Origin of the sequence: Vibrio profundi, from assembly GCF_005281835.1 — a bacterium.
Classification (GTDB): domain Bacteria; phylum Pseudomonadota; class Gammaproteobacteria; order Enterobacterales; family Vibrionaceae; genus Vibrio; species Vibrio profundi.
Map to the genome: position 1 here is coordinate 696457 of NZ_RZIS01000002.1, position 24486 is coordinate 720942.

Genomic DNA, 24486 nt, shown 5'->3' on the forward strand with positions numbered 1-24486 from the left:
ATCTAGTAAACGCTCAGAAAAGCGATTTGATGTAATCTTTTACGATTTGGATATGATGCTCACGATCGACTTCGGTCACTTGCTTATCGTCTAAGAACGCTTCGGCGTAGCGTTGGTCCACCTCGCCTTCTAAAAATAAGACGTATAGCTTAGGGTCGATATGACCGCTGGTGGCCATTTGGGTCATGATGTTTAGAGATTCAGTCAGCGTTTTGGCTTTTTTGTATGGTCTATCGCTAGAAGTGAGAGCTTCAAATACATCTGAAATTGCCATTACTCTGGCTGGAACCGAAAGCTGTTCTTGATTGAGCCCGCGAGGGTAGCCTTTACCGTCGACTCTTTCATGGTGACCGCCAGCAATGCTTGGGATATTTTTAAGGTGTTCGGGGTAGGGTAAACGTTCGAGCATGGATAAAGTTTGAATGATGTGATCGTTTATCATGAAGCGCTCTTCATCATTCAATGTCCCACGACGTATGGAAAGGTTGTGCAACTCTCCTCGGTTGTATTTCACCGCACCAGGGGTTAATACAAAGTCCTCTTTCCAAACATCCATTGGGCTAAACCCTTGCTGCCAAGGTATTCGATGGACGTCTCTATCCGCCAAAAGAGGCTCCATTTTAGGTAAGTACGCTTTGGTTTCATGACGTTGCTTTTCTATCCATGACACACCGAGTTGATCGTCTAATGTTCGTTTCCATGTGCGGCTGGCAATTTTATTCAATCTCTCTACTTTGCTGTCTTCCATGTCTTCACTACCAAGGTTGCACTCGGCAATGAAGGCAAATTCTTCATCCAATTCTGCCTGTGTTTGTTCCAATATGGCTTTTTGTTCTTGAGTGTCTTGACCTTGGCTAATGGCTTGCCAGTAATCGGATTCAGCTTGGACTTTGAGTAATTCAAAACGCATCCGCACTTCGTGAATTCGATCGTAGATGGTTTCCAACTTGGTGGCTTTGTCGACCACATATTCAGGCGTTGTGACTTTGCCGCAATCGTGTAGCCAAGAGGCTAAATTCAGTTCTTCCCATTGTTTGCTGTCGAGAGAAAAATGAGGGAAGTAACGTTGATCCTTTTCCGTCAACTCGGTTAACCACTTGGTTAATTCAGGCACGCGCTGACAGTGGCCGCCAGTGTAAGGCGACTTGGTATCAATTGCCGATGCAATTAACTCGATAAAGGCGTTCAGCATGTCTTTTTGCTGCTGCATTTGATCGATGTTGTCTTTAGCGATTTCAGCGAAGCTGAGTACTTCGCGAAGGAAGGCATGCTTGTCGGATTGGATTTGGGTAATCGCACGCTCATAGCCAATGACCACAATACCCACTAAGCGCTTTTCGCGGTTAAGCAGCGGGAACAAGTAGATGTCTGAATTGAAGATCGAGTTCTGGTGGCGTTTTAACGCGTTATCATCTCGGTTGATGTGAATGGTTTCGCCGGCTTTCAATTTAGACAAGAGCCAAGGTGTGTCTTTGATGAACTCATTGATGTCTGCTTTAAACGGGATGATGGCATGATTGGCAGCAACCTCGAATGTTCCGGTTTCCTCTGATTCGACAAATAGCACTATGGTTTCTGCTTTGGTAATCAAATAGCTTTGATGCGCCACTGTTTTGGCGAGAACGCTGAATTCTTGATTACTGGCGGTGTCTCGTAACAGGTTGAGCAAATCATGTAGGGTGTGCTCCATCAGTTCGATGGAAGTGGTTAGGTTAGATACTTCTTTGATCATGCTCTTTGGATAGTGAGTTCGCTTGAAATCAAAACGTGCGATGTTGTCGGTGAGCTCTACCAAATTTTGCAAAGGCATGGCAAGCCGTTTGGCGATTCCCCAAACGAAGATAAAACAGGTGAGAAGAAGTATGACTGCAACTGTGATCTGTTTGTCTCGCATTGAAAGTAAGTCAGCCAGTAGATCGCTTTGCGGTGTGGCTTCTGCGAGTAACAAGGTCACATTGTCGGTTAGGTTGACTGGCGTCATAGTGAGCGACCAATCGCTTAAATTGAAATTCACTTCTTTGAATACGGTTTGGTTGTAGTCCTCTTCACCAAGTAGTTTGGCCATGACACTGTTGTTCAGCGCCTCAAGCTGCTCTTCGTGCGACATGTTAATGTCGAGGTTGAGTTGATGCTGGCCGAGTAGATGAAAATTCATATCGAACAGTGCCAGTCGCGTTTGTGGTGAATAAGCCAATTTGCTTATCTGAGTTGATAAGCTTTCCAAAGTAAAGTCGGCGCCAATGACGTGTTTTCCATCAGCAGAGCGGCGTGACAAGGTAATGCCACTGGTTTTAAGGAAGTGAAATAAATAAGGCGAAGAAAGCCTGATCTCACCATCACTTTCTGCGTTGATAAACCAAGGTCTGGTTCGGGGATCAAAGGTATTGTCTTTGGTAAGCTTTCGGCCGATTTGCTTGTGGTTGCCGTCTAAATAAATGGTTTCATTTTTTCCTGTTAGATCAGCGCTGTTGATCATCATAGTTGCTTTGGGAGGAGCGCCTGCGGCTTGTCGGAGTTTGTTGGTGCCAAGAGGCCTGAAAATGGTAAAGGCACCGTCATTTGCGGTATAGAACAGAGCGACTAGATTAGGGTTCTGTTTGAATATGAGATCAATAGAAGCCAACCATGGCTTTTGTTCAAGGGATTTACCTTGGTGACGGATGAACGAACTCACCGCCATGAAATCTAGAGTGGTTAAGACAGGCGCGACCGCTTGCTTGAATACGGATTCAAGCTTATTACTGTGTTCTTTGCTCAGCTCCTGAGCAGTGCCTGTTAATAATTCTTGCGAGTGTCGATAGCTGATTGTGATAAGAACAATACCAACTATGGTCGTCAGAACTAAAAAGAGGCTTGTAATATGTATACTGAGCGGGTAACGGCGTTTCTTCATTGAAAATTCCAAGCGAACAAACTCGTTTAAGTATTGCTGATGTTTCCTATGTTGCAAAAAAATCGACGAAATTTAGTAGCTTGATAAACGTTATTTGTTGGGCTACTAACAAGACTGTCATCTAGGGTTTTGCGACTTAGAATGGCAAAAAATCAATCACTGAGGCCAGATTTAAGGCTTGATGAAAGGGTTAGAATTAACTTTTGGTGAATAGCTGCAATTTCCGCCGGTAGGCTGTTAGACTTGCATTATTAAAGGTTCATAAGAGCGACGTTCAATGAAATTGCAAGTTGATACTCACACCCATACCTACGCTAGTGGCCACGCCTACAGCACGCTAATCGAGAATGCTCAGCAAGCAAAACAAAATGGCCTAACTATGTTTTGCACGACTGATCATTCAGAATCAATGCCTGGGGCGCCGCATTACTGGTTCTTCAGCAATCAACGAGTTCTGCCGCGCTTCATTGAAGATATAGCGATTATTCGAGGAGTTGAGTCGAATCTAATGAACCGCGACGGGGAGATAGATATCCACCCAAGTGTCGATCGTAATTTAGATTTGGTTATCGCGAGCTTTCATGAACCTGTATTCCGGCCGGCTGATGTCGCGAGCCATACAGAAGCCCTGCTCAACGTCATTAAAGGTGGTAGGGTTGATGCGCTGGGGCATTTAGGAAACCCTAACTTCGATTTTGATTTTGAAAGCGTCATCAGCTGTGCTCAGGAGCACAACGTAGCGATTGAAATTAATAACACTACGCTGAAAGGCAACAGTCGAGTAGGCAGCGTTGATCGATGTTATGAAATCGCGGCGATAGCGAAAAAAGTCGGAGCATATATTACGACAGGCAGTGATGCGCATTTTTGCCAAGATGTTGGCCGATTGAATTTAGTATCTGACTTGTTGGATGAAGTCGGTATAGACAGCAGTAAAGTCATTACTCACACCCCGCAGCAGTTTTTATCGTTCCTTCAAGTGCGTGGCCGTGAACCGATTGCTGAATATAGTCACTGGTAACTAGCATCCCGTAGTCTTGGTGGCCAGTAACCTCTCTCAATTATCTGAAACAGACGAAACTTAGCCCGCTAGCGATTGGCCGTTGTTTAAAATTAAGCGCTGTCATTTGTTGGTGGCTATGACTGTGGCACGTGCTTTTGTATTTAGAAACACATATCCCTCTCTCTTGTCTGAAAAATTGTTTACAATAGCCGCATAATAACAATGCCAATTGGCAACCATTCATATTGGAGAAGTAATGAATACTCGCTCAATGCTACTCGCAGGCCTTTTAGCCTCGTCGCTTATGTCTACGTCTGTACTGGCTAACAGTGTTGACCTGAAGCAGAACATGAAAGAAATGAAGCTTGCATTTAAACAGGCTGCGGAAGCGGAAAGCATCGAACAGATGCAGCAACCAATCGCAGATTTAGACGCACTGATTGCGAATTCTAAGCTAGGTGATTACCCAACAGAAAAAGAAGCTTTGTACCTAGAAGGTTTTAAGAAACTCGCGACGGCTGTCGATAGCATCGAAGTGCAATTAGAGCAGGGTAATTTGGAGCAAGCTCAGCAAGAATTGAGAGAAATCGATTCACTGCGCATTGAATACCACGATAAGCGAAACCCAAGCATCTGGAGTAAGATCTTCGGTTAACTCTAGCGTATTGACGATATATGCTGATTAAAACTTGGTAGAAATACAGTAAAAAGCGTCCTATATGGGCGCTTTTTTGTATCTAAAACAATGGTAACTGAAGATTCGACGTGCGTTAGGTTCAATTCTTCACATTTTCTGCTCGGTGCTCTTTATTCAATTCCAGCCATGATCAACAATGTCGCAAATTTATAAACCTAGCGAATAATGCGCCGCACGTCATTTAACTACTCCATGTTGCTAGCCACAGCTCTAAGCTGGGTGTTGGTAACCTTAATGCCTGTTATCAATGCTCATGGTAATAGTGCGGGAGTGTGGGCGACACTATGTACCGTGAATGGTTTTGAACTTGTACAAGTCGAAGAAGGGCAGCCGGAAACTCATAGCGGGAAACCGTGTCCGTTCAGCCACTTTTCAACATTCCACCAAGACGAACTTCCAACCACACTACTTGCAACTCGACTGAGTTTTGTTGTTTCTGAACGTTATGCTTTTTTGGCTCTAAGCGAACGTTTTAAGAAACAAGTTCCACGTGCCCCTCCTGCACAGCTTGCTTAACTACCAATAAAATAAATAACAATAATTTTTAAGTAAAGTTAAAAGCTCACGTAACTCTTTGAATTATCAAAGGGTTGATTTGCGTGGGTAAAAGGAAATAACAATGTTGAGAAATGACTCTCAAGTAACACAATCATCAGAAGCATCGGATTCTAAATCGGCTATATCAGCACGCTCTAAATCACTCTACTTCCTCACTTGGCGTTGGCATTTTTACGCTGGCCTTTTTGTCATTCCGTTCATGTTAATGCTAAGTCTTACAGGCTTAGTGATGCTTTTTGATGACGAAATTGAGCTTGCTCGCTATCACGATATTCTTCAAGTTGAAGTCGGTAACGCTAAGGTTTCGCCATTAGAACAATTGCATGAAGTTGAGCGAATTTATCCTCAAGGGACGGTGACTCAATTCATTCCTGGGCCGACTCCTGAACTAGCCAACCGCTTCTCAGTCAAACTGGAAAGCGGAACCTCATTTTTTGCGACTGTAAATCCATATACAGGCGAGGTGTTAGGTGAAATCGATCGTAGCGATAGCTGGTATCAACTGGCGAATGATATTCATGGCACACTTTTAATTGGTGACTGGGGCGACTATTTGATTGAGGTTGCGGCAAGCTTGTCGATTCTATTGTTGGTCAGCGGCATTTACTTATGGCTACCACGCGATAATGCTAGTAAAGCGGGTTTTCTAAAGATTCGTTTAGAGTCAGGTTCGCGTATTTTCATGAGAGATCTACACGCCAATTTAGGCGGGACGCTCTCAGTGATTCTGTTGTTGTTTTTGCTCTCTGGGCTGGCTTGGGCTGGTATTTGGGGCGGGAAAATGGTTCAAGCATGGAGTTCATTTCCAGCTCAAAAGTGGGATGATGTTCCGCTATCGAGCGTCAACCACGCAAGCCTTAATCATGGTACCGAAGAAGAGATGCCTTGGAATTTGGAGCAAACCCCTCTTCCGGAATCTCATGATCACTCTACGATGGGTGAACATCAATCTCATAATATGGATTACCAAAAAGGATTGTCGATTGACTTCATGGTTCAAAAAGCTCAGTCGCTTGGGTTTGAACAGTATAAGCTGAGCTTTCCTCGCTCTGAGACGGGAGTCTATACACTTTCTGCCAATACAATGAGCGGTGATATTACCGACCCAACGCAAGATAGAACTACTCACATCGATCAATACTCTGGTGAAGTGTTAGCTGATGTGACATGGCAAGATTACAACCTTGTGGCTAAAGCGATGGCTGCGGGTATTGCTCTGCATCAAGGGGACATTAGCATCATTAATAAAGCGCTGAATACCTTGTTTTGTATCGCCTTTATTGCGATATCCATTACTGGAGGTGTGATGTGGTGGGTTAGACGCCCTTCAGGTAAAGGTAAGCTGGGTGTACCGCCTAAATTTTCAGATGATGGTGTTTGGAAAACGGGTGCAGTGACGGTGGTCGTCATTTCGATACTGTTTCCATTAGCGGGTTTAAGTATCGTTGTGGCAATGTTGTTTGACTGGCTATTATGCCGTCGAGTCAAAAAGTTAAAAGCGGTATTCAGTTAAATAAAGCAAACACTGGTTAATTATATTCACCTCTTTTTCATGGAAGGGGTGAATAATGAGACTTTGCACAAATAAGAACGCTGTACTTAATACAAGCATTGATTTCATTTAAGCGCTAGATAATATGCAGAATTACGTATTGATAAAGGCGTTAATATGGATTTTACCGCGCTAGAAGGCAACCGTGTTTTGCGTTCTAAAGTACTGACACGTATGTGCTTAATGATTGGGGCATTGGCCTTAATGCTGTCTATCAGCGATATTTTTCTATTGAGCAACTATACTTGCGCGGGCCTCGAACTTTCTTATTTCTTGTTCTCTGTTTACGTGTATCAGCGCGTTCAGAGAGGCAAATTTTCAAACCTCTATCTGTACCTCTACGTCTTCATTTTCTCGTTCTTAATTGTGGCCGGTTCGGTATTAAAACTGTTGTCGAGTGGCGTATTTGTTTGGTCACTCTGCTTACCCGTTATTCTGTATTTGGCTTTGGGGCGTCAGTGGGGCTCTATATGCACATTATGTTTATTCTTGGTGCAGCTAGCTATTATTGCTTTCAAACTAGAAGAGTTAAACTTCAACCCGACCACCATGCTACTGAACTTTTCGTTTAGCTATTTAAGTATTTGGACGGTGGCCCATACTTATGAATCTACCCGCGAATCGGGCCAACGTTCATTAAAAAATCTGGCTCTTAGAGATATGCTCACCGGTGCTAAAAATCGATTGGCGTTTAAGCGAGAGTTTAGTTCTGATCACACTAAAAATCGGCATAAGTACTTATTAGCGATAGACGTCGATCATTTCAAAAACATTAATGACAGTTTTGGACATAATGTTGGAGATGATGTTTTGATTCAGTTAGTAGATAGATTTAGTTCTATAGTGGGCGGTGAAAACGTTTATCGCCATGGCGGGGAGGAATTCTGCGTGACACTCAACCAATCGTCACAGCAAGAAGTGCTTGATATCGCCGAGCAGCTTAGATTGATTATCGCGACTAAGCCTTGTATCTGTTACGGGCACCCTATCAAAGTTACAATCAGCATTGGTGTGACAGAGTTATCGCCAGATGATTCCATCGATCAAGTGCTCAAAACCGCAGACAAGAATTTATACTTAGCTAAATCTGGTGGGCGCAATCAAGTGGTGTATAACTTCAGCTCTGTAACGGTAGACCCTGATTTGGTTACGGTATCTACCCCAATGTAACTCGATACCTACTATTCTCTAGGCTTGTTGGTAAAGCTCTAACGGCAGGCCATCCGGGTCGGAGAAAAAAGTGAAGGCTTTACCTGTGTATTCATCAATTCTGACGGCCTCTACTTCCACTCCGTTTTCTTCTAAATATTGCTTTACTTCGACCACGTCTTCCACGCAAAAAGCCAGGTGCCTTAATCCTTGTGCCTCTGGGTAACTAGGCCGAACGGGCGCATCAGGGAAACTGAACAGTTCTATCTGCGAGCCATCAGGTAACGCCAAATCGAGTTTGTAGGAATCCCGTTGCTCACGATAGTTTTCGGCGATGATGTCTAGTTTTAGTACCTTAGTGTAAAAGTGCTTCGATTGAGCGTAATCGGAGCAAATGATTGCAGCGTGATGAATCCCCTTAAGCATAACTTAGTCCTCGGATGCCAGCTTATTACTTAAGTGCTCTTGCGCATAATCAATGAATACGCGCAGCCTAGCTGGCATATACTTAGTTTGTGCGTATTGCATGGCGATCGCACCATGGTAGTTACTCTTGATTGTCCAATCCTCTAACACTTGCACAACTTTACCTTCGTTTAGCGCATCTTGAATGACGAAGTCATGGAAGATGCCAATGCCGAGCCCATCTTTGACGCCGTTTAAACGCATCTGTGAATGGTTGACGGCATAGCGACCTTTCACAGCGACGGTGTGGAATTCATCGTCTTTAAGAAAATCCCAAACATTGTCTTTGTCAGTTTCGGCAAGGTAAAGGCAATCATGCGCGATCAAATCAGTAGGGTGGTTTGGGGTGCCTTTTGTCGTAAGGTATTCGGGGCTGGCACATAAAACGAGGTTGGTCTTCCCAAGCTCTTTCAAAATTAAGCTTTCATCAGGCTTATCGGTTAGCTTAAATGCCACATCAATGCCTTGGCGGAAAATATCAATATCACCATCCGCTGCCCTCAACTTGAGCTGAATCTCAGGGTGCTTTTTGAGAAATGGCACGACAAAAGGTTGAAGGACAGAGTTAAGAAAAGCCTCTGGCGCCGCAACCGTGATAGAGCCGGATGCTTCGCTGTGGTTAGAACTGGAAACATCAATTGCTTGCTGCGCGGCATTCACCATTACAATACTTTGATCGTAAACTTGCTGCCCGGCTCGGGTAATGATCAAGGTTCGTGTCGTGCGTTCAAAGAGTTTGACTGAAAGCGCTTGCTCTAATCGGGTGATGAGCTTGCTCAAAGCTGACGGTGTGACCCCTAGCTGTTTGGCGGCTGCAGTAAAGCTACCTTCATTGACCACCAAAATGAATGAGGCCAGGTCAGGCAGTAACGAAATGAGTTTAGGATTTATCATAAAGCCAATCACCAAATGGGGTAGCAAGTCGAAACATTTAATAGTTATAGGCTTAAAATACAGGGATTTAATTAGAACAGCTATAAAAAGCAGTTATTCACTCGTAGATTGTGAATTTACTTCGGTCAACTTATGCCCTCGTATCATACACACTCAGTTTTAAAAGTGCGCCATTTTTAGGGGATTCTGCTTTAGAACTGGTGCGTAAAATACGTCCATTAGAACAATTAACTTGTTGAAACTCCTCACCTCAGCTCAAGTTAGTATTCCTTTTTATCGCTTTGGAATAAATTATTGCTCAAGTCTATCTTTATAAAATTTTAATCATATACTGGATGAATAATAACCAAACAATAAATGTTTAATTAGCGATGTCAGTTTGCAAGGAAGGAGACACTATGGAGAAAGCAGACAGTTTATTTCAACTGCAACGAATTCAACGATTTAACTTCTCAGTTTGGACGGTATTGACCGGAACGCTGCTCGCAAGGACCAGCTACTTTATGGCTTGGCCATTTCTGATCGTCTTTCTGTATCAAGACTATGGAGTATCTGCAGTAGAAGTAGGGGCGATGCTTGGGGCGTCTGCAATTATAGGTGCAGGAACGGGCTTATATTCAGGGTATTTGTCTGATAGGTTTGGTCGTAAGTGGGTGATGGTAGCGGGTAGCTGGATTGCCGCTGTTGCCTATACCGGAATTGGACTGGCCTCTGAAGTGTGGCAATTTTACGTTTTGATTATGTTAACTGGTTTAATGCGCCCTATGATAGAAGCTCCTGCTAAAGCAGTATTGGGCGACAACTTAGATGATCTAAAAGACCGTGAGCTGGCACTTAACATTCGTTACTTTTTGCTGAATCTTGGGGGCGCCTTAGGGCCATTAATCGGTATTACACTTGCGCTCGCTCAGCCTCAAAATTTGTTTTTCGTTGCTGGTGGTACTTACGTGGTGTATGGGTTTTGGCTTCTCTTCGGCATTGAAAGGAAGAATACCTTTTCAAAACCAGATTCCTCAACTTTGCCAAACTTCAGTGCGACACTAAAAGTGATTCGCCAAGACAACATTTTTGTAAAGTTAATGATCGCCAACTTCATTATGATGTTTGTATACGCGCAGGTTGAATCATCGATCCCTCAAGTAATCGTGCGCTCTTCTGTCTCTGACGCAGCGCAGATCATTGCTGGTTTGGTGCTGGTTAATACGCTAACTATTATCATCTTTCAGTTCCCAATGTTGAAGTGGTTAGAGCACATCCCCCTCTTTGTACGTACCCGCATCGGGATGGCACTAATGGCACTGGCTCAAGTTGGTTTTTTGCTTACGCCAGCTGACTGGCCAATCGGTTGGGGTATTGCCTGCTTTATTTTGAGCCTAGGTGAAGTGATCGCTTTCCCGACCCTAAACGTTCAAATAGACAGAATGGCTCCTCCTCATTTGAGAGGCTCTTATTTTGGTGCGGCTGCCTTGTATTCTTTGGGATTTGCCATTGCGCCTCTTGTCGGTGGAATCGTGATTGAGTCATTGAGTTCAAATTGGTTGTTTGTGGTGTGTTTCGCTCTGTGTTTGGTAATGATGTGGCTGTATTGGCTGGCAGAGCATGCAGAAGATAACGTTGAAAGAGCGCCCATCACTCAAGCTTAACTGGTAATAAAAAGGTCTGCTTGATCAGGTTAAATTGGTCTTCAATAAGCCGTGATGCTGTTTGTCAGTATCACGGCTTTTTTGTTTTGAGCGTATCCCGACTAGACGTTAGCGCGATGCCCCCCTACCTTTAATGATAGATATGTGATTTAAGCTTGGAAGTAGATCGGCCAAACGACAGTCATGGGTAATCAATACAGATAACACAAAGTGGTACTAGTATGAGCAACTCTAGCAGTACAATTTTGACGGAAAGTGGTACAAATGAGCTCGAGATTATTGAATTTCACTTAGTAAAACATTTGCCTGACGGCACGACTAAGACTTGTTACTACGGCATTAATGTCGCGAAAGTTCGCGAAGTGATTCAAGTGCCAGAGACTACCGATTACCCCAATGCTCAGCCGCACATGGTTGGCGTGTTTTCGTCACGAGATATTCTCACCCCGTTGGTAGATTTAGGCGGGTGGCTAGGCTTACCTACGAGTAAAGATCTTGCGAAAAAGTTTGTGATCGTTACCGATTTCAACAGAATGACCAATGGATTTTTGATTGACAGTATTAGCCGAATTCACCGTATTTCCTGGAACGATGTCGAGTCTCCGAGTCAGTTCTTAGAAGCTGGGGAGCAAGATTGCGTTGTGGCTGTGGTCCGTAAAGATAAAAACTTGATCATGATATTGGACTTCGAAAAAATCATAGCAGACATCAATCCAGAATTGAGCATGGAAAAATACGATGTCAAGGTAGACAAATCCGTCGATTTGAATCAACGCATGATCACTAAACGTAATGCTAAAACCATTATCGTCGTCGATGACTCGGCCTTTATCCGAAGCTTAATTCAAGACACATTAACGTCGGCAGGTTACAACGTGATCGCTTGTAAGGATGGGGGGGAAGGCCATGAGAAACTTATGGAAATCGCAGAAACCGCTAAAGCGGAAAACCTGCCGACTCACGAATTAGTGAACGCCGTGGTGACCGATGTGGAAATGCCGAGAATGGATGGCATGCACTTACTCAAACGCTTGCGAGAGAGTGAAGCCTATGCAAACACACCAATCGTCATGTTCTCTTCATTGATGAGTGATGATAACAGGGCAAAGGCTCTTGCGCTTGGTGCCAACGACACGATAACAAAACCGGAGATTGGCAAAATGGTGACCATGATGGATAAGTATATTTTTACCTAATCTTCTAGTTCAATTTTTAGCTTTATTGCTTGAATCTCTGACTCAGGAGCTCCCGTTTGTTTGAGTTCTGCGAGTTTGTTCATTAGCTGTATTTTTGTTGGCGTAAAACCTTGGTCACGTAGGTAACGGTTAACTGCTCTGCTTTCTTTCGGCGAACGGAAGTAGACAGTAAGGTCTATCGCTTTACCTTTGAACTTGTTCTCTTTGCTATTTTCTGCGTCGAGTTTTATCTGGTTGTTTACCATGATATCGATAGCGTTCATTCATATTTCTCCATAAATCCCCATCTTTCTATCGTAACTTTCTCACAATTTAAGAGTTATCTTTTTACGCCAACAGATAATTTAGCACTGCCTGTTCTCTAATTAGCACATTGAACTCAATGATTTATCGGTTCTTTATTTATGGAGCGATTATGCTTAAGGTGTAAATGCACCGTCATTGGAATGGGAACTGGTTAATGAACAAAGAGAACTTTTCAGATAAGTTGAAATTGTTACGTGAACAGTTAGGCGCTTCTCAAGAGGAGTTAGCTGACGTATTGGCTAAATCTCATCGAGCATTTAAAGGTGTTAACCAAGTTATGCTCAGCCAATGGGAGCGCGGAAAAACCCAACCTAGTTTTGTACGACGTTTAGGGATAGCGAGCTTCTTTCAGCAGGATTACGACTTTTCCATTGAAGAAATGGTCCAAGTGAAAGCGGCGACTAAGTTGATGGATAAGCCGTTTAACTTCGATATCGCCTACGATTACAAAATCGGTGCAGTGGAAACTTATAAGTTAGCCGACATACCTGATGAGCGATTACACCTTATTCGAAGCATGCACAGCAAATTGTATGGTCGAGACTTCATTGAAACGGCGAAACGTTTAGGAGTCCCGTCTAGCGATATGCTGGTCATGTGCTTTTTGTGTGAGAATTTGATGATCGGGCATGTGGTTTATGAGACCGGTGGGAATATGTTGTTCAGTGTAGGGGCAATGAGTGCGCCTATCAGGCGTCAGATATTCGATCATTTGGCGGCTGATATGCCAGAGACGGAATTTAGTTTTCCTACGATTGATCCAGCTATGAGCCAGTTTTTGTATGACCTGTATTTTGAACCTTGTTGTAATAAGTTGGGGTTAACCTTCTATCGAGCAAGTATCAAGAAAGTGGTCGAGAATCCCTTCTCTCAGATGATTCAAAACAAGCACGATGTCTATTTTAAGTACATTCGTTATTATGATCTTAAGATGAAAAAGAAGAGCGTTGAGTTCATTACAAATTGACTCTGATCGCTTCATACTCCGTTTTCAGCCTCACCAAGTTGCTGAATTGCCCTAAATCTTCATAGGATTGGCGTAAATAAGAGATACTGGATTCAATACTCAGCATTAGCTTTTTGGTTTTCTTTACCTTTCTTCGCTTCACTACATTGGCAAACTGAGACACTAGACCTTCGTGATACTCTTTGTTTAGCGGTGAGGTGTCGGCCATTGAAACTAAAGTCGTTAAGTCGGAATCTCTATTTAAATTGAAATACAGCTCTTTGCTATCACTTAACTGAGATAAATTTTCCAGTAACTTTCCAGCGATGATGGACAAGAAGTCATTTTCAACGAAGGTTAACTGCTGTTCGGCCAACATCTTGACTTTGGAATGAAGCCCTAGGTGATAGCAAGCAAGCGCCAGCAAAATAAGCACCAAGTTGTCTTTAGCGTAAATAGCTCTTTTTACGTAAGCATCGAACTTCTTGCTCATTTTGAACAGTTCACGTGAATCGTAATGTTTCAGCACGTAAAGGAACAGATAGTACAAGTGATGATGCGGGTTGTTGTCGATCACTAGTTTGTCGAATTCCTTACTGTGTGGAGCACTACCATTAAATACGTTATCTAAGGCTTTAATGCTTAACACAAACAGCGAGATCTTTTTGTCTAACAAAGGATTCGTTTGGTTATTCTTTACAAATGCACTTAAGGTTTCAGCGGTTGTCGCGTAGTCCAATTCATAAAGGTTGAGAACTGCTGACTTAATCGTTTTTTCCTGATCGCTTGTGAATTTTTTATAAGTACCGATAAGTTGTTGGTAGTTACTAGCCTTAAGTTCACTTTCCATTAATAGCCATTTCACTCTGGGGTGATCTTTAATCGTCGGCTTCTGTTCGAGCAGCGCTAATACGCGCCCACTGTCACCAAGCAAGCTATAGATCTCTATTAGCTGCACTACTGGCCATTCGCTATTCTGGCTAAGCTGTGCTGAACATAGAGTGATAGCTTCATCGAAGCGTTTTAAATGCACCAGTGACAAACACCGAACGCGAGTCAGTTCGTTATTAAAGGCTGCGTTGTCTTGTTCTATGTATTGGGTAAGCTCGATGACTTGTTCATAGTTACGTTGGAAATAAGCATTTTTTATCGGTTTTAAAGCTGTTCCTCTAATGATGACTTGGTTGAGCTTAGTCACGAACTGATTGTGATTAAATGGCTTGGCAATAAACCCATCGGGTAAATGCTGGTCTATTTCTCGGATGGTCTCTTGATCCATTGTGTTATCGGTCACGATTAAAGCCGTGAGCTTTTCGCGTATGTGCTCTTTTTCTATAAAGCGGAAGAATTCCCTGCCAACGGGTCGGTTCTTAAAAGTATACGAACAGATAATGATGTCATAATGGTTACCTGACTCAATGCTATCTCTCAGGTACCAGCAGGCGAGCTTAGTATCTAAAGCGTAATTAATGTTTTTTTCCGCTACTTTGATTTTGTTCATGATCTTGCGAATGCTATGGATAAACAAAGGGCTGTCATCAATGATCAAAACTTTGAATTTAGAGAATGCAGCCGCAGGTTGTGGCTGCTCGGGTGAATTTGTCCTGAGGCTCATAGAGTGAACCCTCGCAGTTCGCTTGGTCTCACTGGCTTAGAAAAGTGGAACCCTTGGTAGCTATCGAACCCCAATGAATCTACGTAAGAGCAAGTTTCAGCATCTTCGACGCCTTCTGCGACGGTTCTGATACCCACTTCCTTGCAAAAAATGACTAAATTCTTGATGAGCAATGTGAATTTTTCACCGCAGTTGTTGATGAGTGATTTATCGAATTTCACTTCATCCACATTTAGGCTCATGACTTTTTCGATGTTTGAGTGACCGACGCCAAAGTCATCAATGGAGAATTGAACCCCAAGCTGTTTGAACTGTTGGATGTGTAAATGCAGCATGTCGTCTATCTCATCGTTTTCGCTCAGTTCAAAAATGAGCTGATGAGCGGGAAAGGATGATTCCCATAGCAGGGCTTTAACACGTTGGGCGTTATAAGGTTTTTCTAATACATTTTTGCTGATGTTCACCGATAGATTAAGAGACGGAGACAGAGCTTTGATTTCATAGAGTGCTTGCTCCAGTACAACGAAAAAGATTTGCTCTTCATAACCAAGTTCAAACGCACGATCTAAAAACAGCGCAGGTGCGAAGATTCCATGTTCTGGGATGTGGATTCGAAACAATGCTTCTACTCCCGTCATCTTTTCATTGCTAGGCGCGACTTTTGGCTGGTAGAAGCAAGTGTGCCAGTGGTTAGCAAACGCTTCGTTGATTAAATGATCGGATAAATGCATGGGCTTGATTGGCTCAGTGGTTAAAATGGCCGCACATTGTGAAAGCTCAGCGTTGGACTCGCTATATCGTTTTACGATTAAAAATTTGGATTCAATATGAATTGAGATTTATGTGCAGTAGCTGAATTTGTGTGACTTGTATCATTAATAATCTTTATTTGTGATTTGAAGTCATTAATGTTTTTCCAGCCCGAGGGATAATCGTTTCTCAGTAGTTCAACTAAAATGTCAGTATCAGTTTTACAGTGTAAATGAGCCATCTGGCTTTCATTTAGGCTCCCTACATAAAGCAGCGTTCACGTTGCTCAATAATAACTAGGAAGGAATGAGACAATGTCTTCTGCATTTTACCAACAGATTCAAACTCAAATCGAAGAAGTTAAAGAAGAAGGTCTTTACAAGTCTGAACGCATTATCACTTCTGCTCAAAAAGCAGCAGTTTCTATCTCGACTGGTGAAGAAGTACTAAACTTTTGTGCAAACAACTACTTAGGTCTTGCTAACCACCCAGAGCTTATCGAAGCTGCAAAAGGTGGTATGGATCAGCACGGTTTTGGTATGGCTTCAGTTCGTTTCATCTGTGGTACTCAAGATTCTCATAAAGAACTAGAGCAAAAGCTGTCTACGTTCCTAGGTAAAGAAGACACAATCCTTTACACATCTTGTTTTGATGCTAACGCTGGCCTATTCGAAACAATTTTAGGCAAAGAAGACGCAATCATCTCTGACGCACTAAACCACGCTTCAATCATCGATGGTGTTCGTTTATGTAAAGCGATGCGCTTCCGTTACGCGAACAACAACATGGAAGAGCTAGAGCAGCAACTTATCGCAGCTAAAGAAGCTGGCGCTCGCCACACGCTAATCGTAACTGACGGCGTATTCTCAATGGACGGCGTAGTAGCGAACCTTCCTGCTATCTGTGACCTTGCTGACAAATACGATGCACTAGTTATGGTTGATGATTCTCACGCAGTGGGCTTCATGGGTGAAAACGGCGCTGGTACTCACGAGTTCCACAACGTTGTTGACCGTATCGACATCATCACAGGTACGCTAGGTAAAGCTATGGGTGGCGCTTCAGGTGGTTACACGTCTGGTAAGAAAGAAGTGATCGACTGGCTACGTCAGCGTTCTCGTCCATACCTATTCTCTAACTCTGTTGCACCAGCAATCGTATCGGCGTCTATCCGCGTTCTAGATCTTCTAGCTGAATCTGGCGACTTACGTACAACACTATGGGAAAACTCTGCACACTTCCGTACTCGCATGGAAGAAGCTGGTTTCACTATGGGTGGTGCTGACCACGCAATCATCCCAATCATGCTTGGTGATGCAAAAGTAGCGGCTGAATTTGCAGAGCGCGCTCTAGAGAAAGGCATCTACGTTGTAGGTTTCTCTTTCCCTGTAGTACCAAAAGGTCAAGCTCGTATCCGTACGCAAATGTCTGCAGCACACTCTCGTGAGCAACTAGACCGCGCAATCGATGCGTTTATCCAAGTTGGTAAAGACATGGGTATCATCTAATTTTATTGCAGGTTGTTAGCGTAACGCTAACGCTGTGATGATTAGATAAGAACAATAAGATTTTTGATTCTCGCCTTACAGTTAGGCGAGATGAACTAGGTAACATTATGAAAATTAAAGCACTTTCTAAACTTAAGCCTGAAGAAGGCATTTGGATGACCGAGGTTGAAAAACCTGAAATGGGTCATAATGATCTTCTTATCCGTATTAAGAAAACCGCAATCTGTGGTACAGACGTACACATCTACAACTGGGATGAGTGGTCACAAAACACAATTCCAGTACCTATGGTTGTCGGTCACGAATACGTAGGTGAAGTTGTTGGCATCGGCCAAGAAGTTCGTGGTTTTGAAATCGGCGATCGTGTATCTGGCGAAGGTCACATCACATGTGGTCACTGTCGTAACTGTCGTGGCGGCCGTACTCACCTTTGTCGTAACACTACGGGTGTTGGTGTTAACCGCACTGGTGCATTCTCTGAATACCTTGTGATCCCAGCGTTCAACGCGTTTAAGATCCCTGCAGAGATTTCAGATGATCTAGCATCAATCTTTGACCCGTTCGGTAACGCAGTACACACAGCGCTTTCTTTCGACCTAGTAGGTGAAGACGTGTTAATCACTGGTGCTGGTCCAATCGGTATCATGGCTGCTGCAGTTGCTAAGCACGTAGGTGCTCGTCACGTTGTAATTACTGACGTAAACGAATACCGCCTAGACCTTGCTAAGAAGATGGGTGTAACGCGCGCTGTAAACGTGATGGAAGAGAAGCTTGAAGACGTAATGGCTGATCTTGGTATGACGGAAGGCTTCGATGTAGGCCTAGAAATGTCTGGCGTACCATCAGCATTCAACAGCATGCTAACGAACATGAACCACGGCGGTAAGATCTCTCTACTAGGTATTCCACCATCAGACATGGCAGTAGACTGGAACCAAGTAATCTTCAAAGGCTTGGTTATCAAAGGTATCTACGGTCGTGAGATGTTCGAAACTTGGTACAAAATGGCTTCACTAATCCAGTCTGGCCTAGATCTAACACCAATTATCACTCACCACTACAAAGTGGACGACTTCCAAGCAGGCTTCGATATGATGCGCTCTGGTATGTCTGGTAAAGTAATCCTAGATTGGGAGTAGTCTTGAGTTAGCTAGAGCGACTTAAGAAAGTTTAATAGAAAGGCGACAGTAATTACTGTCGCCTTTTTTGTTTTTTTTAGAGGAAAGAAGAACCACTCAAGGCTAATTAAAAGTGGAATAAATCGACGCACAAGTGTTAATAAAATCGGGAAGTCACAAAGAAAAAACGCTAAATAACGTAATACTGACTGGCGGAGCCCCTACAAAGAAGAGTATTTATAATGCTTCCTATTATTAATAGGGCAATGTATTGAGATGGTGATTGCAAGTTCAACTTTTTAGTGAAATAGCCCTATCAAATAGTGAAATTGAAACGTGTGTCTTCTGTATGGTTGCTGCTCATTTCAATAAACATCAATACTTTAACTATGAATTTACGTTCAATTATTTTGGTCGGCTCGTTACTGAGTAGCTCCCAAGGTTTTGCTTCCGAGCCTGAAGTTGTTACCTGCGAGTCAAATAAACCAGGAACCGTGATGGTTCAAGAAGATGAGTTGTTTGTGGTCGTAAATGACACACTAATCCGCAATTCTGACTACTGGCAAAACTTTCTGGATGGCAACATCCAACTCTGCACCACTCACGTAACAGACATGAGTGACTTGTTTGCTAAAGACAAATACTTCAACCAAGACATCAGCCGTTGGGACACTTCTCGTGTCACCAATATGAATCGCATGTTCTTCGGCGCAAAGCGCTTTGACCAAGATTTGACTTATTGGGACGTCAAGCGCGTCTCTCGTCATGCTGATTTCGCTAAAGACAGTGGCCTATCTTCAGATAGCCTTCCAGCCTTTTCTGATTAACGTCTATTCAACCCTAGGAAAATACAATGAAAAAAACCATCACCTCACTTGTTGTGGGCGCAGCCGCGCTCGCTAGCCAAACCGCTTTTGCTATTGATATCTCAGTAAAATGCCCAGACCAGCCCGTCAACTCCGTGGTGCTCGAAAATGGTAAAGTATATGTAGTAGTGGATAATACACTCATCAAAGACAAGACGTTGCTGGATAACCTAGAACAAGGCAACATTGGTTTTTGTACCACGCAAGTAACCGATATGAGCGACGTATTTCATGAGCGCGAATCGTTTAATGCCGATATCAGTGATTGGGATACGTCTAATGTGACGGATATGAGCAACATGTTTATGAAGGCAAAAGCCTTTAACCAAGACATTGGGAATTGGATTACTTCTAGTATAACTGATATGTCGGGCATGTTTTGGTTTGCGGAGGCATTTGACCAAGATATAGGATACTGGGATACATCGAGCGTGATAAATATGAACGCAATGTTTAGTGAGGCCCACGCCTTTAACCAAGACATCGGGTATTGGGATGTATCTAGTGTTACTCAAATGGTAAATATGTTCCGTCGTGCTAAAGCATTTAATCAAGATATCGGCTACTGGAATACATCGAATGTAAAGGATATGGGCTCGATGTTTGCATCGACGAGTAGCTTTAATCAAGACATTGGTTACTGGGATACATCTAGTGTCACATCTATGTTTGGTATGTTTTCGAATGCCCATGCGTTTAACCAAGACATTGGTAAATGGGATACCTCTAGTGTGACAAATATGCTTGGAATGTTTGGGGACTCTTTACAATTTAACCAAGACATTGGTAAATGGGATACCTCTAATGTAACGAGAATGTGGAGAATGTTTGGTGGCGCTAGAGCTTTTAACCAAGATATTAGCCGTTGGGATACTTCAAATGTTTATGATATGGACCTTATGTTCTATAAGAATAAAGTATTTTCCCAAAATTTAACCAGCTGGAATGTCAGTAAAGTAACGAAGTATACTGATTTTGCAAAAGACAGTATTTTGACCGAAGAACAATTACCGTATTTTGTTAATTAACAGTATGTGAAGTGGCTAGTTGGTGGTTTTTACAATTTGTGTCCGATGATCATTCATTACTCATCGATCCAAAATGGACGAGCTCTAAGCTGGCTTCGACATGATGCGTTCTGGTATGTCTGGTAAGGTAATCCTAGATTGGGAATAAGCCTCTAAAAATTTAAATGAAAAGAGCTGAACTCTAGGGTTCAGCTTTTTTGTATCCGTTATATTGGAGCAAGAATGGCAAACTGCTAAACAAAGGTTAGATGTTGTGAAAGAGCACTTCTAATCTCAGTGTGATTTTAGCCTCGGTATAACGGTAAGGGAGTGGCTCGGTTTCCGAGTCTAAGTCTTTGTTCCAGTTATACTCAGGAATGACTTCGTAGAAAAACCATTTCCGGCCGTAGTTGTGGCGATAAGTGACCGACAGATTTGTATTTTCAATGTAATGATAAGGGCGGTTACTTCCTAGAATACTTGCTTGATAGCTTATCGCTTGTTCTTGTGAGATGTAGTGGTAAAACGTAGTACCGGTAGCGAATTCCCATCCCTTTATGTCGTCATCGTAATTCGCGTAGTTCGTCCACCTGAGTAAGTACTTTTTACTGAACGAGTGCTCTAGGTCGAGTTGGCTGGATTCGCCGGTAATTCGCTTTTTCTGATACACCCTCTGTGTGAATCGACCAATTGTGGACGTGGTAAAGGGATAAGTGTATTGATATCTCGCTTCAATGGATGGGTGAAAAGTCGCTTTTAAATTAAAGCTGCTTCGACCTTTTGCGTACCAGTCGTATCGAACACCGACTTGGCTTTCAAAATCTTCAGTTGTTTCTGGTAATAAATCGTGGGGGCCATCTTCCCCTTCGGACTCTAAAACCACTTTAAGTTTCTTTGTGACTTTCGGTAAATTAAAGCGCAGTTTAAATCTGGTCCGGTACTTAAAATGGTCTTCATCTGAATATGAAAAATCGTTGTACCAGCGGATCAAAGTGCCCGCTCTGGCATCATCTTCCACTCGCTCGTCTACAAAAAAGCTATCAAACCAGACCGCAGGCTGACAAAGCTTAGTGTTCACATAATCAAATGCTTTATCAATGGAATGAGTGTCATCGGATTGGCTTAGGCAAACCGATTCGGTTGGTGATGGAGCAGCCACAACTGAAGTATCTTCGCTATAGCTTAGCGAGGAGTAGGTAATGATACTAAAGGTAACAAACGTGCGTAGATACAACTTCAAGTACTTTCGTGGCTAGTGGAACTTTAATCATAACACTAGTTGATGGAACGGTTAGATTGAAAATATCGGTTTATCAATCGCTTCCGTTAACCATCACCTTAATAAATCTTTTCTAACAAAGTCTTTACTCGTCACATGAGTAATTTTTGGTATAGTCCCGCCCTTAAATTGGCTCATAGAAGTCGACTAAAAATTTGCTCAATAGGATTACCGTCAGACATGACAGAATTAGAAAAATCGGTAGACAAGCAATTAATGTCTCCAGGTTATAGAAGCCTTCAAGAACGCTTTTTTAGATTGCGTAACAATAAGATTTTCGAAGTATTTGTGATTTCCGTGATTGTATGTTCGGCGCTGATGATCGGTGTGAACACTTATGAAATTCCATCTAGCATTATGAACTTGTTGAAAGTGCTAGATTGGACGATCACGGTGATTTTCTTGGTAGAAATTGTGATTCGTTTTATTGGTGAGCCGAACAAAAAGCGTTTCTTCCATAACTTTTGGAATGTGTTTGACACACTAATTGTTGTGGTGAGTTTAGTGCCAATTCAAAGTGGCGATATGGCCGTACTTGGGCGCTTGGTGCGTATATTCCGCGTTCTAAGAATGGTTTCAATTATTCCAGAACTGCGTTTATTGATTAACTCGTTGGTTAAGGCTTTGCCTCAGTTGAGTTATGTCATGCTACTAATGTTTATCATTTTCTACATTTATGCGGCGGTGGGCTCAACGTTTTTTGCATCGATTAACCCAGTATTATGGGGTGACATTTCAATCAGTATGCTGACTCTGTTCCGCGTGATGACGTTTGAGAGCTGGACGAGCGTAATGTACGAAACCATGCAAGTGTACGCGCTATCTTGGATCTACTTCTTAACGTTTATATTTTTCACGGCGTTTGCATTTTTGAATATGGTGATAGGTATTGTGGTGAATGTTCTTGAACAAGAACGCCAAGCGATTGAAAAAGAAGAAACAGCCCAAGCCAATGAACCTACGATGGCGGAATTAAAACAAGAGCTGGACGAAATTAAGCAGCTATTGAAGCAGCAGAGTCAGTCATAACGTTTTACATGACCTTCAAATTAAAAACGGCTATCTAGTTTTAGATAGCCGTTTTTGGTTCGACGTTATTTGGTGATGGGTTCAAGTGGTTCTACATCATCACCGACGTGTTCTGCATAGCCTTTTGGTGGTGGAGTCCAACCCCGTTCAGATCGAGCGTGTTTGTCTGAACGATCTTTCTGCATGTCTGCTTTTATGCTTTCTTCTAAATGCATGAATAGTTTTCGGTAATTATTGTCGAAACGGTCACCTTCAGAATCATCGAGCCATGCTTGATAAAGCACATCGGATTTTCTATTTTCCACATTTTTGTAAGTGGATTTTTGTTGCTCAACGAAAAACGGGTGATAGCCCAAACTGCGTAGTGCTTCTGAACCGACTTCTAGCGCAGAGTGATAAGTTTCGGATTCAATGAAGTCTGCCCCCGCTGCTTTTAGACGGTAGCTATGGCCTCGGTCAAACGCTCGAACCAAGATTTTGACATGAGGGTAAGTGTGTTTTACATATTTCACCAGTTCTACACTGCTTTCTTGGTTGTCGATTGCCACGACCAAAAGTGCGGCTTCTTCAATCCCTGCGGTATGCAATAAGTCGGGGCGGGTGGCATCGCCAAAGTAAGCCTGAGTATTAATCTTACGCACGACATCGACTTGGTTCGCCTGATGGTCGAGCACGACGGTTTTGACGCCGTTTGAGACGAGTAAACGGTTAACTATCTGACCAAAACGGCCAATCCCCGCAATGACTACTGTGCCTTTTTCTTCAATGGTGTCTTCTTCACGATCGTTAGAGCTTTGCTGGTAGCGCGGTAAGATCACTTTATCGAACAAAATAAACAACCCAGGGGTTAGGAACATCGATAACGCAACAACTAGCGAGAGAGTTTGTGCTATTTCAGGCGGTAAGACATGGTTTTGCATTGAGAAACTCAGTAACACAAAACCGAACTCACCGGCTTGCGCAAGGCTCAAAGTGAATAGCCAGCGGTCGCTGTTCTTGATTTTGAAAATGAGTGCCAGAGTGAACAAGACGAACGCTTTAAGTAACATAACCCCGATCGTCAGGCCGATGATTAACGCGAAGTCACTGAATAGAATCCCAAAGTCAATTCCCGCTCCAACGGTGATGAAGAATAGCCCAAGGAGCAAGCCTTTGAATGGGTCGATATTGGATTCAAGCTCATGACGGAATTCACTGTTTGCGAGTACGACGCCTGCTAAGAATGTACCAAGAGCGGGCGACAAGCCGACTAGGCTCATCAAAGCGGCGATACCGATCACTAGCATCAAAGCGGTGGCAGTAAAGATCTCACGTAAGCCGGAACTGGCGACGAATCGAAATAGGGGGCGACTTAAGAAGTGGCCACCGACCACAACCATCGCAATGGATGCTGTGATCACTAAGCCATAGGCCCAACCGGGTAGTCCTGCGACTAGACTTAGCTCTTCATGGTGCTCAGCCGCTGCACTGGCTGCGTTTTGCGCTTGTTCCACCAATTCAGGCAGAGCCAATAATGGAATGAACGCGAGCATTGGAATAACGGCAATATCTTGAAAGAGCAATACGGAGAATGCATTTTGGCCGCCTTCGGTCTTGCTCAATCCTTTTTCGTTAAAGGTTTGTAGCACAATCGCCGTTGATGACAGCGCGAAAATGAGGCCGATGGTGAGCGCGATTGTCCAAGGCTGACCAAAAAACAGCGCAATCGCCATAACAATAACGGTTGTGCCTCCCACTTGTAAGCCACCTAAACCCATAAGTCGGTTACGCATCGACCATAGCATTTTCGGTTCTAGTTCTAGACCAACTAGAAACAACATCATGACTACGCCAAATTCTGCAAAGTGCTGAATAGTTGTGGTTTCTTCGCCAACTAAGCCAATGATAGGGCCGATAACCACACCAGCAATTAAGTAGCCGAGAACCGAGCCAAGTCCAAGTCGTTTTGCAATGGGAACTGCGATGACCGCAGCAACTAAGTAGATGAATGCTTGTAAAAAATACCCGGTCAT

General features: G+C 43.2%; 21 protein-coding genes and 1 pseudogene. 14 read left to right on the forward strand and 8 right to left on the reverse strand.

The genetic code is table 11. The features are described from left to right. Positions 1-13: 13 nt before the first annotated feature. Positions 14-2893, reverse strand: coding sequence for an HD domain-containing phosphohydrolase (locus tag ELZ11_RS08045; protein ID WP_137356862.1), 2880 nt, complete (start codon positions 2891-2893; stop codon positions 14-16). A 277-nt stretch (positions 2894-3170) separates the two neighbouring features. Here ELZ11_RS08045 and ELZ11_RS08050 point away from each other — a divergent pair, with 277 nt between their 5' ends. The 5 genes from ELZ11_RS08050 (at position 3171) to ELZ11_RS08070 (ending at position 7873) form a co-directional block, all read left to right on the forward strand. Beyond that, positions 3171-3914, forward strand: coding sequence for a phosphatase (locus tag ELZ11_RS08050; RefSeq protein ID WP_137356863.1), 744 nt, complete (start codon positions 3171-3173; stop codon positions 3912-3914). 238 nt (positions 3915-4152) lie between these two features. Then, positions 4153-4551, forward strand: coding sequence for a cytochrome b562 (locus ELZ11_RS08055; protein WP_137356864.1), 399 nt, complete (start codon positions 4153-4155; stop codon positions 4549-4551). A gap of 207 nt (positions 4552-4758) precedes the next feature. After that, positions 4759-5109 carry a hypothetical protein gene (locus ELZ11_RS08060; protein ID WP_137356865.1) on the forward strand — a complete coding sequence of 117 codons (351 nt, stop codon included), beginning with the start codon at positions 4759-4761 and terminating at the stop codon, positions 5107-5109. Positions 5110-5212: 103 nt separating this feature from the next. After that, entirely contained in the window at positions 5213-6664 is a 1452-nt protein-coding gene (locus ELZ11_RS08065; RefSeq protein ID WP_137356866.1) for a PepSY-associated TM helix domain-containing protein, read from the forward strand. A gap of 156 nt (positions 6665-6820) precedes the next feature. Next, positions 6821-7873, forward strand: a complete 1053-nt coding sequence (locus tag ELZ11_RS08070; RefSeq protein WP_137356867.1) for a GGDEF domain-containing protein — start codon at positions 6821-6823, stop codon at positions 7871-7873. An 18-nt stretch (positions 7874-7891) separates the two neighbouring features. On the opposite strand, the gene gloA2 is transcribed toward ELZ11_RS08070, so the two are convergent. Beyond that, the gene (gene gloA2, locus ELZ11_RS08075) at positions 7892-8278 is read right to left on the reverse strand and encodes an SMU1112c/YaeR family gloxylase I-like metalloprotein (protein WP_137356868.1); all 387 of its coding nucleotides are present in this window, start codon (positions 8276-8278) and stop codon (positions 7892-7894) included. Positions 8279-8281: 3 nt separating this feature from the next. Continuing rightward, entirely contained in the window at positions 8282-9211 is a 930-nt protein-coding gene (locus ELZ11_RS08080; RefSeq protein WP_137356869.1) for a LysR family transcriptional regulator, read from the reverse strand. A 398-nt stretch (positions 9212-9609) separates the two neighbouring features. On the opposite strand from ELZ11_RS08080, the gene ELZ11_RS08085 reads away from it, so the two are divergent. Further along, complete coding sequence (locus ELZ11_RS08085) at positions 9610-10854, forward strand: MDR family MFS transporter (RefSeq protein ID WP_137356870.1); 1245 nt, start codon at positions 9610-9612, stop codon at positions 10852-10854. Positions 10855-11075: 221 nt separating this feature from the next. Further along, positions 11076-12050, forward strand: coding sequence for a chemotaxis protein (locus ELZ11_RS08090; RefSeq protein WP_137356871.1), 975 nt, complete (start codon positions 11076-11078; stop codon positions 12048-12050). On the opposite strand, the gene ELZ11_RS08095 is transcribed toward ELZ11_RS08090, so the two are convergent. Beyond that, positions 12047-12313, reverse strand: coding sequence for a DUF1992 domain-containing protein (locus ELZ11_RS08095; RefSeq protein ID WP_137356872.1), 267 nt, complete (start codon positions 12311-12313; stop codon positions 12047-12049). The genes ELZ11_RS08090 and ELZ11_RS08095 overlap by 4 nt on opposite strands. 197 nt (positions 12314-12510) lie before the next feature. Here ELZ11_RS08095 and ELZ11_RS08100 point away from each other — a divergent pair, with 197 nt between their 5' ends. Continuing rightward, the gene (locus tag ELZ11_RS08100; protein ID WP_137356873.1) at positions 12511-13323 is read left to right on the forward strand and encodes a helix-turn-helix transcriptional regulator; all 813 of its coding nucleotides are present in this window, start codon (positions 12511-12513) and stop codon (positions 13321-13323) included. Here ELZ11_RS08100 and ELZ11_RS08105 read toward each other — a convergent pair. Further along, positions 13313-14917, reverse strand: coding sequence for a response regulator (locus ELZ11_RS08105; protein ID WP_137356874.1), 1605 nt, complete (start codon positions 14915-14917; stop codon positions 13313-13315). The two genes, ELZ11_RS08100 and ELZ11_RS08105, sit on opposite strands and share 11 nt — an antisense overlap. Then, the gene (locus tag ELZ11_RS08110) at positions 14914-15648 is read right to left on the reverse strand and encodes an EAL domain-containing protein (protein ID WP_137356875.1); all 735 of its coding nucleotides are present in this window, start codon (positions 15646-15648) and stop codon (positions 14914-14916) included. Before ELZ11_RS08110 ends, ELZ11_RS08105 begins: the two co-directional genes overlap by 4 nt. Before the next feature lie 333 nt (positions 15649-15981). On the opposite strand from ELZ11_RS08110, the gene ELZ11_RS08115 reads away from it, so the two are divergent. From ELZ11_RS08115 to ELZ11_RS23915, 5 genes and pseudogenes are all read left to right on the forward strand, one after another. Continuing rightward, complete coding sequence (locus ELZ11_RS08115) at positions 15982-17175, forward strand: glycine C-acetyltransferase (RefSeq protein ID WP_137356876.1); 1194 nt, start codon at positions 15982-15984, stop codon at positions 17173-17175. A 107-nt stretch (positions 17176-17282) separates the two neighbouring features. Next, the gene (gene tdh, locus ELZ11_RS08120) at positions 17283-18314 is read left to right on the forward strand and encodes an L-threonine 3-dehydrogenase (protein ID WP_032550347.1); all 1032 of its coding nucleotides are present in this window, start codon (positions 17283-17285) and stop codon (positions 18312-18314) included. A 368-nt stretch (positions 18315-18682) separates the two neighbouring features. Next, a complete protein-coding gene (locus ELZ11_RS08125; protein ID WP_137357041.1) occupies positions 18683-19120 on the forward strand; it encodes a BspA family leucine-rich repeat surface protein in 438 nt (145 codons plus the stop codon). Between the two features lie 26 nt (positions 19121-19146). Further along, entirely contained in the window at positions 19147-20187 is a 1041-nt protein-coding gene (locus ELZ11_RS08130; RefSeq protein WP_137356877.1) for a BspA family leucine-rich repeat surface protein, read from the forward strand. A gap of 55 nt (positions 20188-20242) precedes the next feature. Further along, a pseudogene (locus ELZ11_RS23915) lies at positions 20243-20335 on the forward strand (L-threonine 3-dehydrogenase); the annotation flags it as partial. A gap of 96 nt (positions 20336-20431) precedes the next feature. On the opposite strand, the gene ELZ11_RS08135 reads toward ELZ11_RS23915, so the two are convergent. Then, entirely contained in the window at positions 20432-21406 is a 975-nt protein-coding gene (locus tag ELZ11_RS08135) for a hypothetical protein (protein WP_244291624.1), read from the reverse strand. Positions 21407-21625: 219 nt separating this feature from the next. Between ELZ11_RS08135 and ELZ11_RS08140 the strand changes: the two genes are divergently transcribed. Further along, the gene (locus tag ELZ11_RS08140; protein ID WP_137356878.1) at positions 21626-22474 is read left to right on the forward strand and encodes an ion transporter; all 849 of its coding nucleotides are present in this window, start codon (positions 21626-21628) and stop codon (positions 22472-22474) included. A gap of 65 nt (positions 22475-22539) precedes the next feature. Here the strand turns inward: ELZ11_RS08140 and ELZ11_RS08145 are convergent, their stop codons facing one another. Continuing rightward, positions 22540-24486 (reverse strand): monovalent cation:proton antiporter-2 (CPA2) family protein, encoded by a 1947-nt coding sequence (locus ELZ11_RS08145; RefSeq protein WP_137356879.1) that lies wholly within the window; start codon positions 24484-24486, stop codon positions 22540-22542.

What these genes read in the sequence shown, in the direction of transcription:
- ELZ11_RS08045 (WP_137356862.1), bottom strand. Translation starts at nt 2,893, where the DNA reads ATGAAGAAACGCCGTTACCCGCTCAGTATACATATTACAAGCCTCTTT.
- ELZ11_RS08050 (WP_137356863.1), top strand. Translation starts at nt 3,171, where the DNA reads ATGAAATTGCAAGTTGATACTCACACCCATACCTACGCTAGTGGCCAC.
- ELZ11_RS08055 (WP_137356864.1), top strand. Translation starts at nt 4,153, where the DNA reads ATGAATACTCGCTCAATGCTACTCGCAGGCCTTTTAGCCTCGTCGCTT.
- ELZ11_RS08060 (WP_137356865.1), top strand. Translation starts at nt 4,759, where the DNA reads ATGCGCCGCACGTCATTTAACTACTCCATGTTGCTAGCCACAGCTCTA.
- ELZ11_RS08065 (WP_137356866.1), top strand. Translation starts at nt 5,213, where the DNA reads ATGTTGAGAAATGACTCTCAAGTAACACAATCATCAGAAGCATCGGAT.
- ELZ11_RS08070 (WP_137356867.1), top strand. Translation starts at nt 6,821, where the DNA reads ATGGATTTTACCGCGCTAGAAGGCAACCGTGTTTTGCGTTCTAAAGTA.
- gloA2 (WP_137356868.1), bottom strand. Translation starts at nt 8,278, where the DNA reads ATGCTTAAGGGGATTCATCACGCTGCAATCATTTGCTCCGATTACGCT.
- ELZ11_RS08080 (WP_137356869.1), bottom strand. Translation starts at nt 9,211, where the DNA reads ATGATAAATCCTAAACTCATTTCGTTACTGCCTGACCTGGCCTCATTC.
- ELZ11_RS08085 (WP_137356870.1), top strand. Translation starts at nt 9,610, where the DNA reads ATGGAGAAAGCAGACAGTTTATTTCAACTGCAACGAATTCAACGATTT.
- ELZ11_RS08090 (WP_137356871.1), top strand. Translation starts at nt 11,076, where the DNA reads ATGAGCAACTCTAGCAGTACAATTTTGACGGAAAGTGGTACAAATGAG.
- ELZ11_RS08095 (WP_137356872.1), bottom strand. Translation starts at nt 12,313, where the DNA reads ATGAACGCTATCGATATCATGGTAAACAACCAGATAAAACTCGACGCA.
- ELZ11_RS08100 (WP_137356873.1), top strand. Translation starts at nt 12,511, where the DNA reads ATGAACAAAGAGAACTTTTCAGATAAGTTGAAATTGTTACGTGAACAG.
- ELZ11_RS08105 (WP_137356874.1), bottom strand. Translation starts at nt 14,917, where the DNA reads ATGAGCCTCAGGACAAATTCACCCGAGCAGCCACAACCTGCGGCTGCA.
- ELZ11_RS08110 (WP_137356875.1), bottom strand. Translation starts at nt 15,648, where the DNA reads ATGCATTTATCCGATCATTTAATCAACGAAGCGTTTGCTAACCACTGG.
- ELZ11_RS08115 (WP_137356876.1), top strand. Translation starts at nt 15,982, where the DNA reads ATGTCTTCTGCATTTTACCAACAGATTCAAACTCAAATCGAAGAAGTT.
- tdh (WP_032550347.1), top strand. Translation starts at nt 17,283, where the DNA reads ATGAAAATTAAAGCACTTTCTAAACTTAAGCCTGAAGAAGGCATTTGG.
- ELZ11_RS08125 (WP_137357041.1), top strand. Translation starts at nt 18,683, where the DNA reads ATGAATTTACGTTCAATTATTTTGGTCGGCTCGTTACTGAGTAGCTCC.
- ELZ11_RS08130 (WP_137356877.1), top strand. Translation starts at nt 19,147, where the DNA reads ATGAAAAAAACCATCACCTCACTTGTTGTGGGCGCAGCCGCGCTCGCT.
- ELZ11_RS08140 (WP_137356878.1), top strand. Translation starts at nt 21,626, where the DNA reads ATGACAGAATTAGAAAAATCGGTAGACAAGCAATTAATGTCTCCAGGT.
- ELZ11_RS08145 (WP_137356879.1), bottom strand. Translation starts at nt 24,486, where the DNA reads ATGACCGGGTATTTTTTACAAGCATTCATCTACTTAGTTGCTGCGGTC.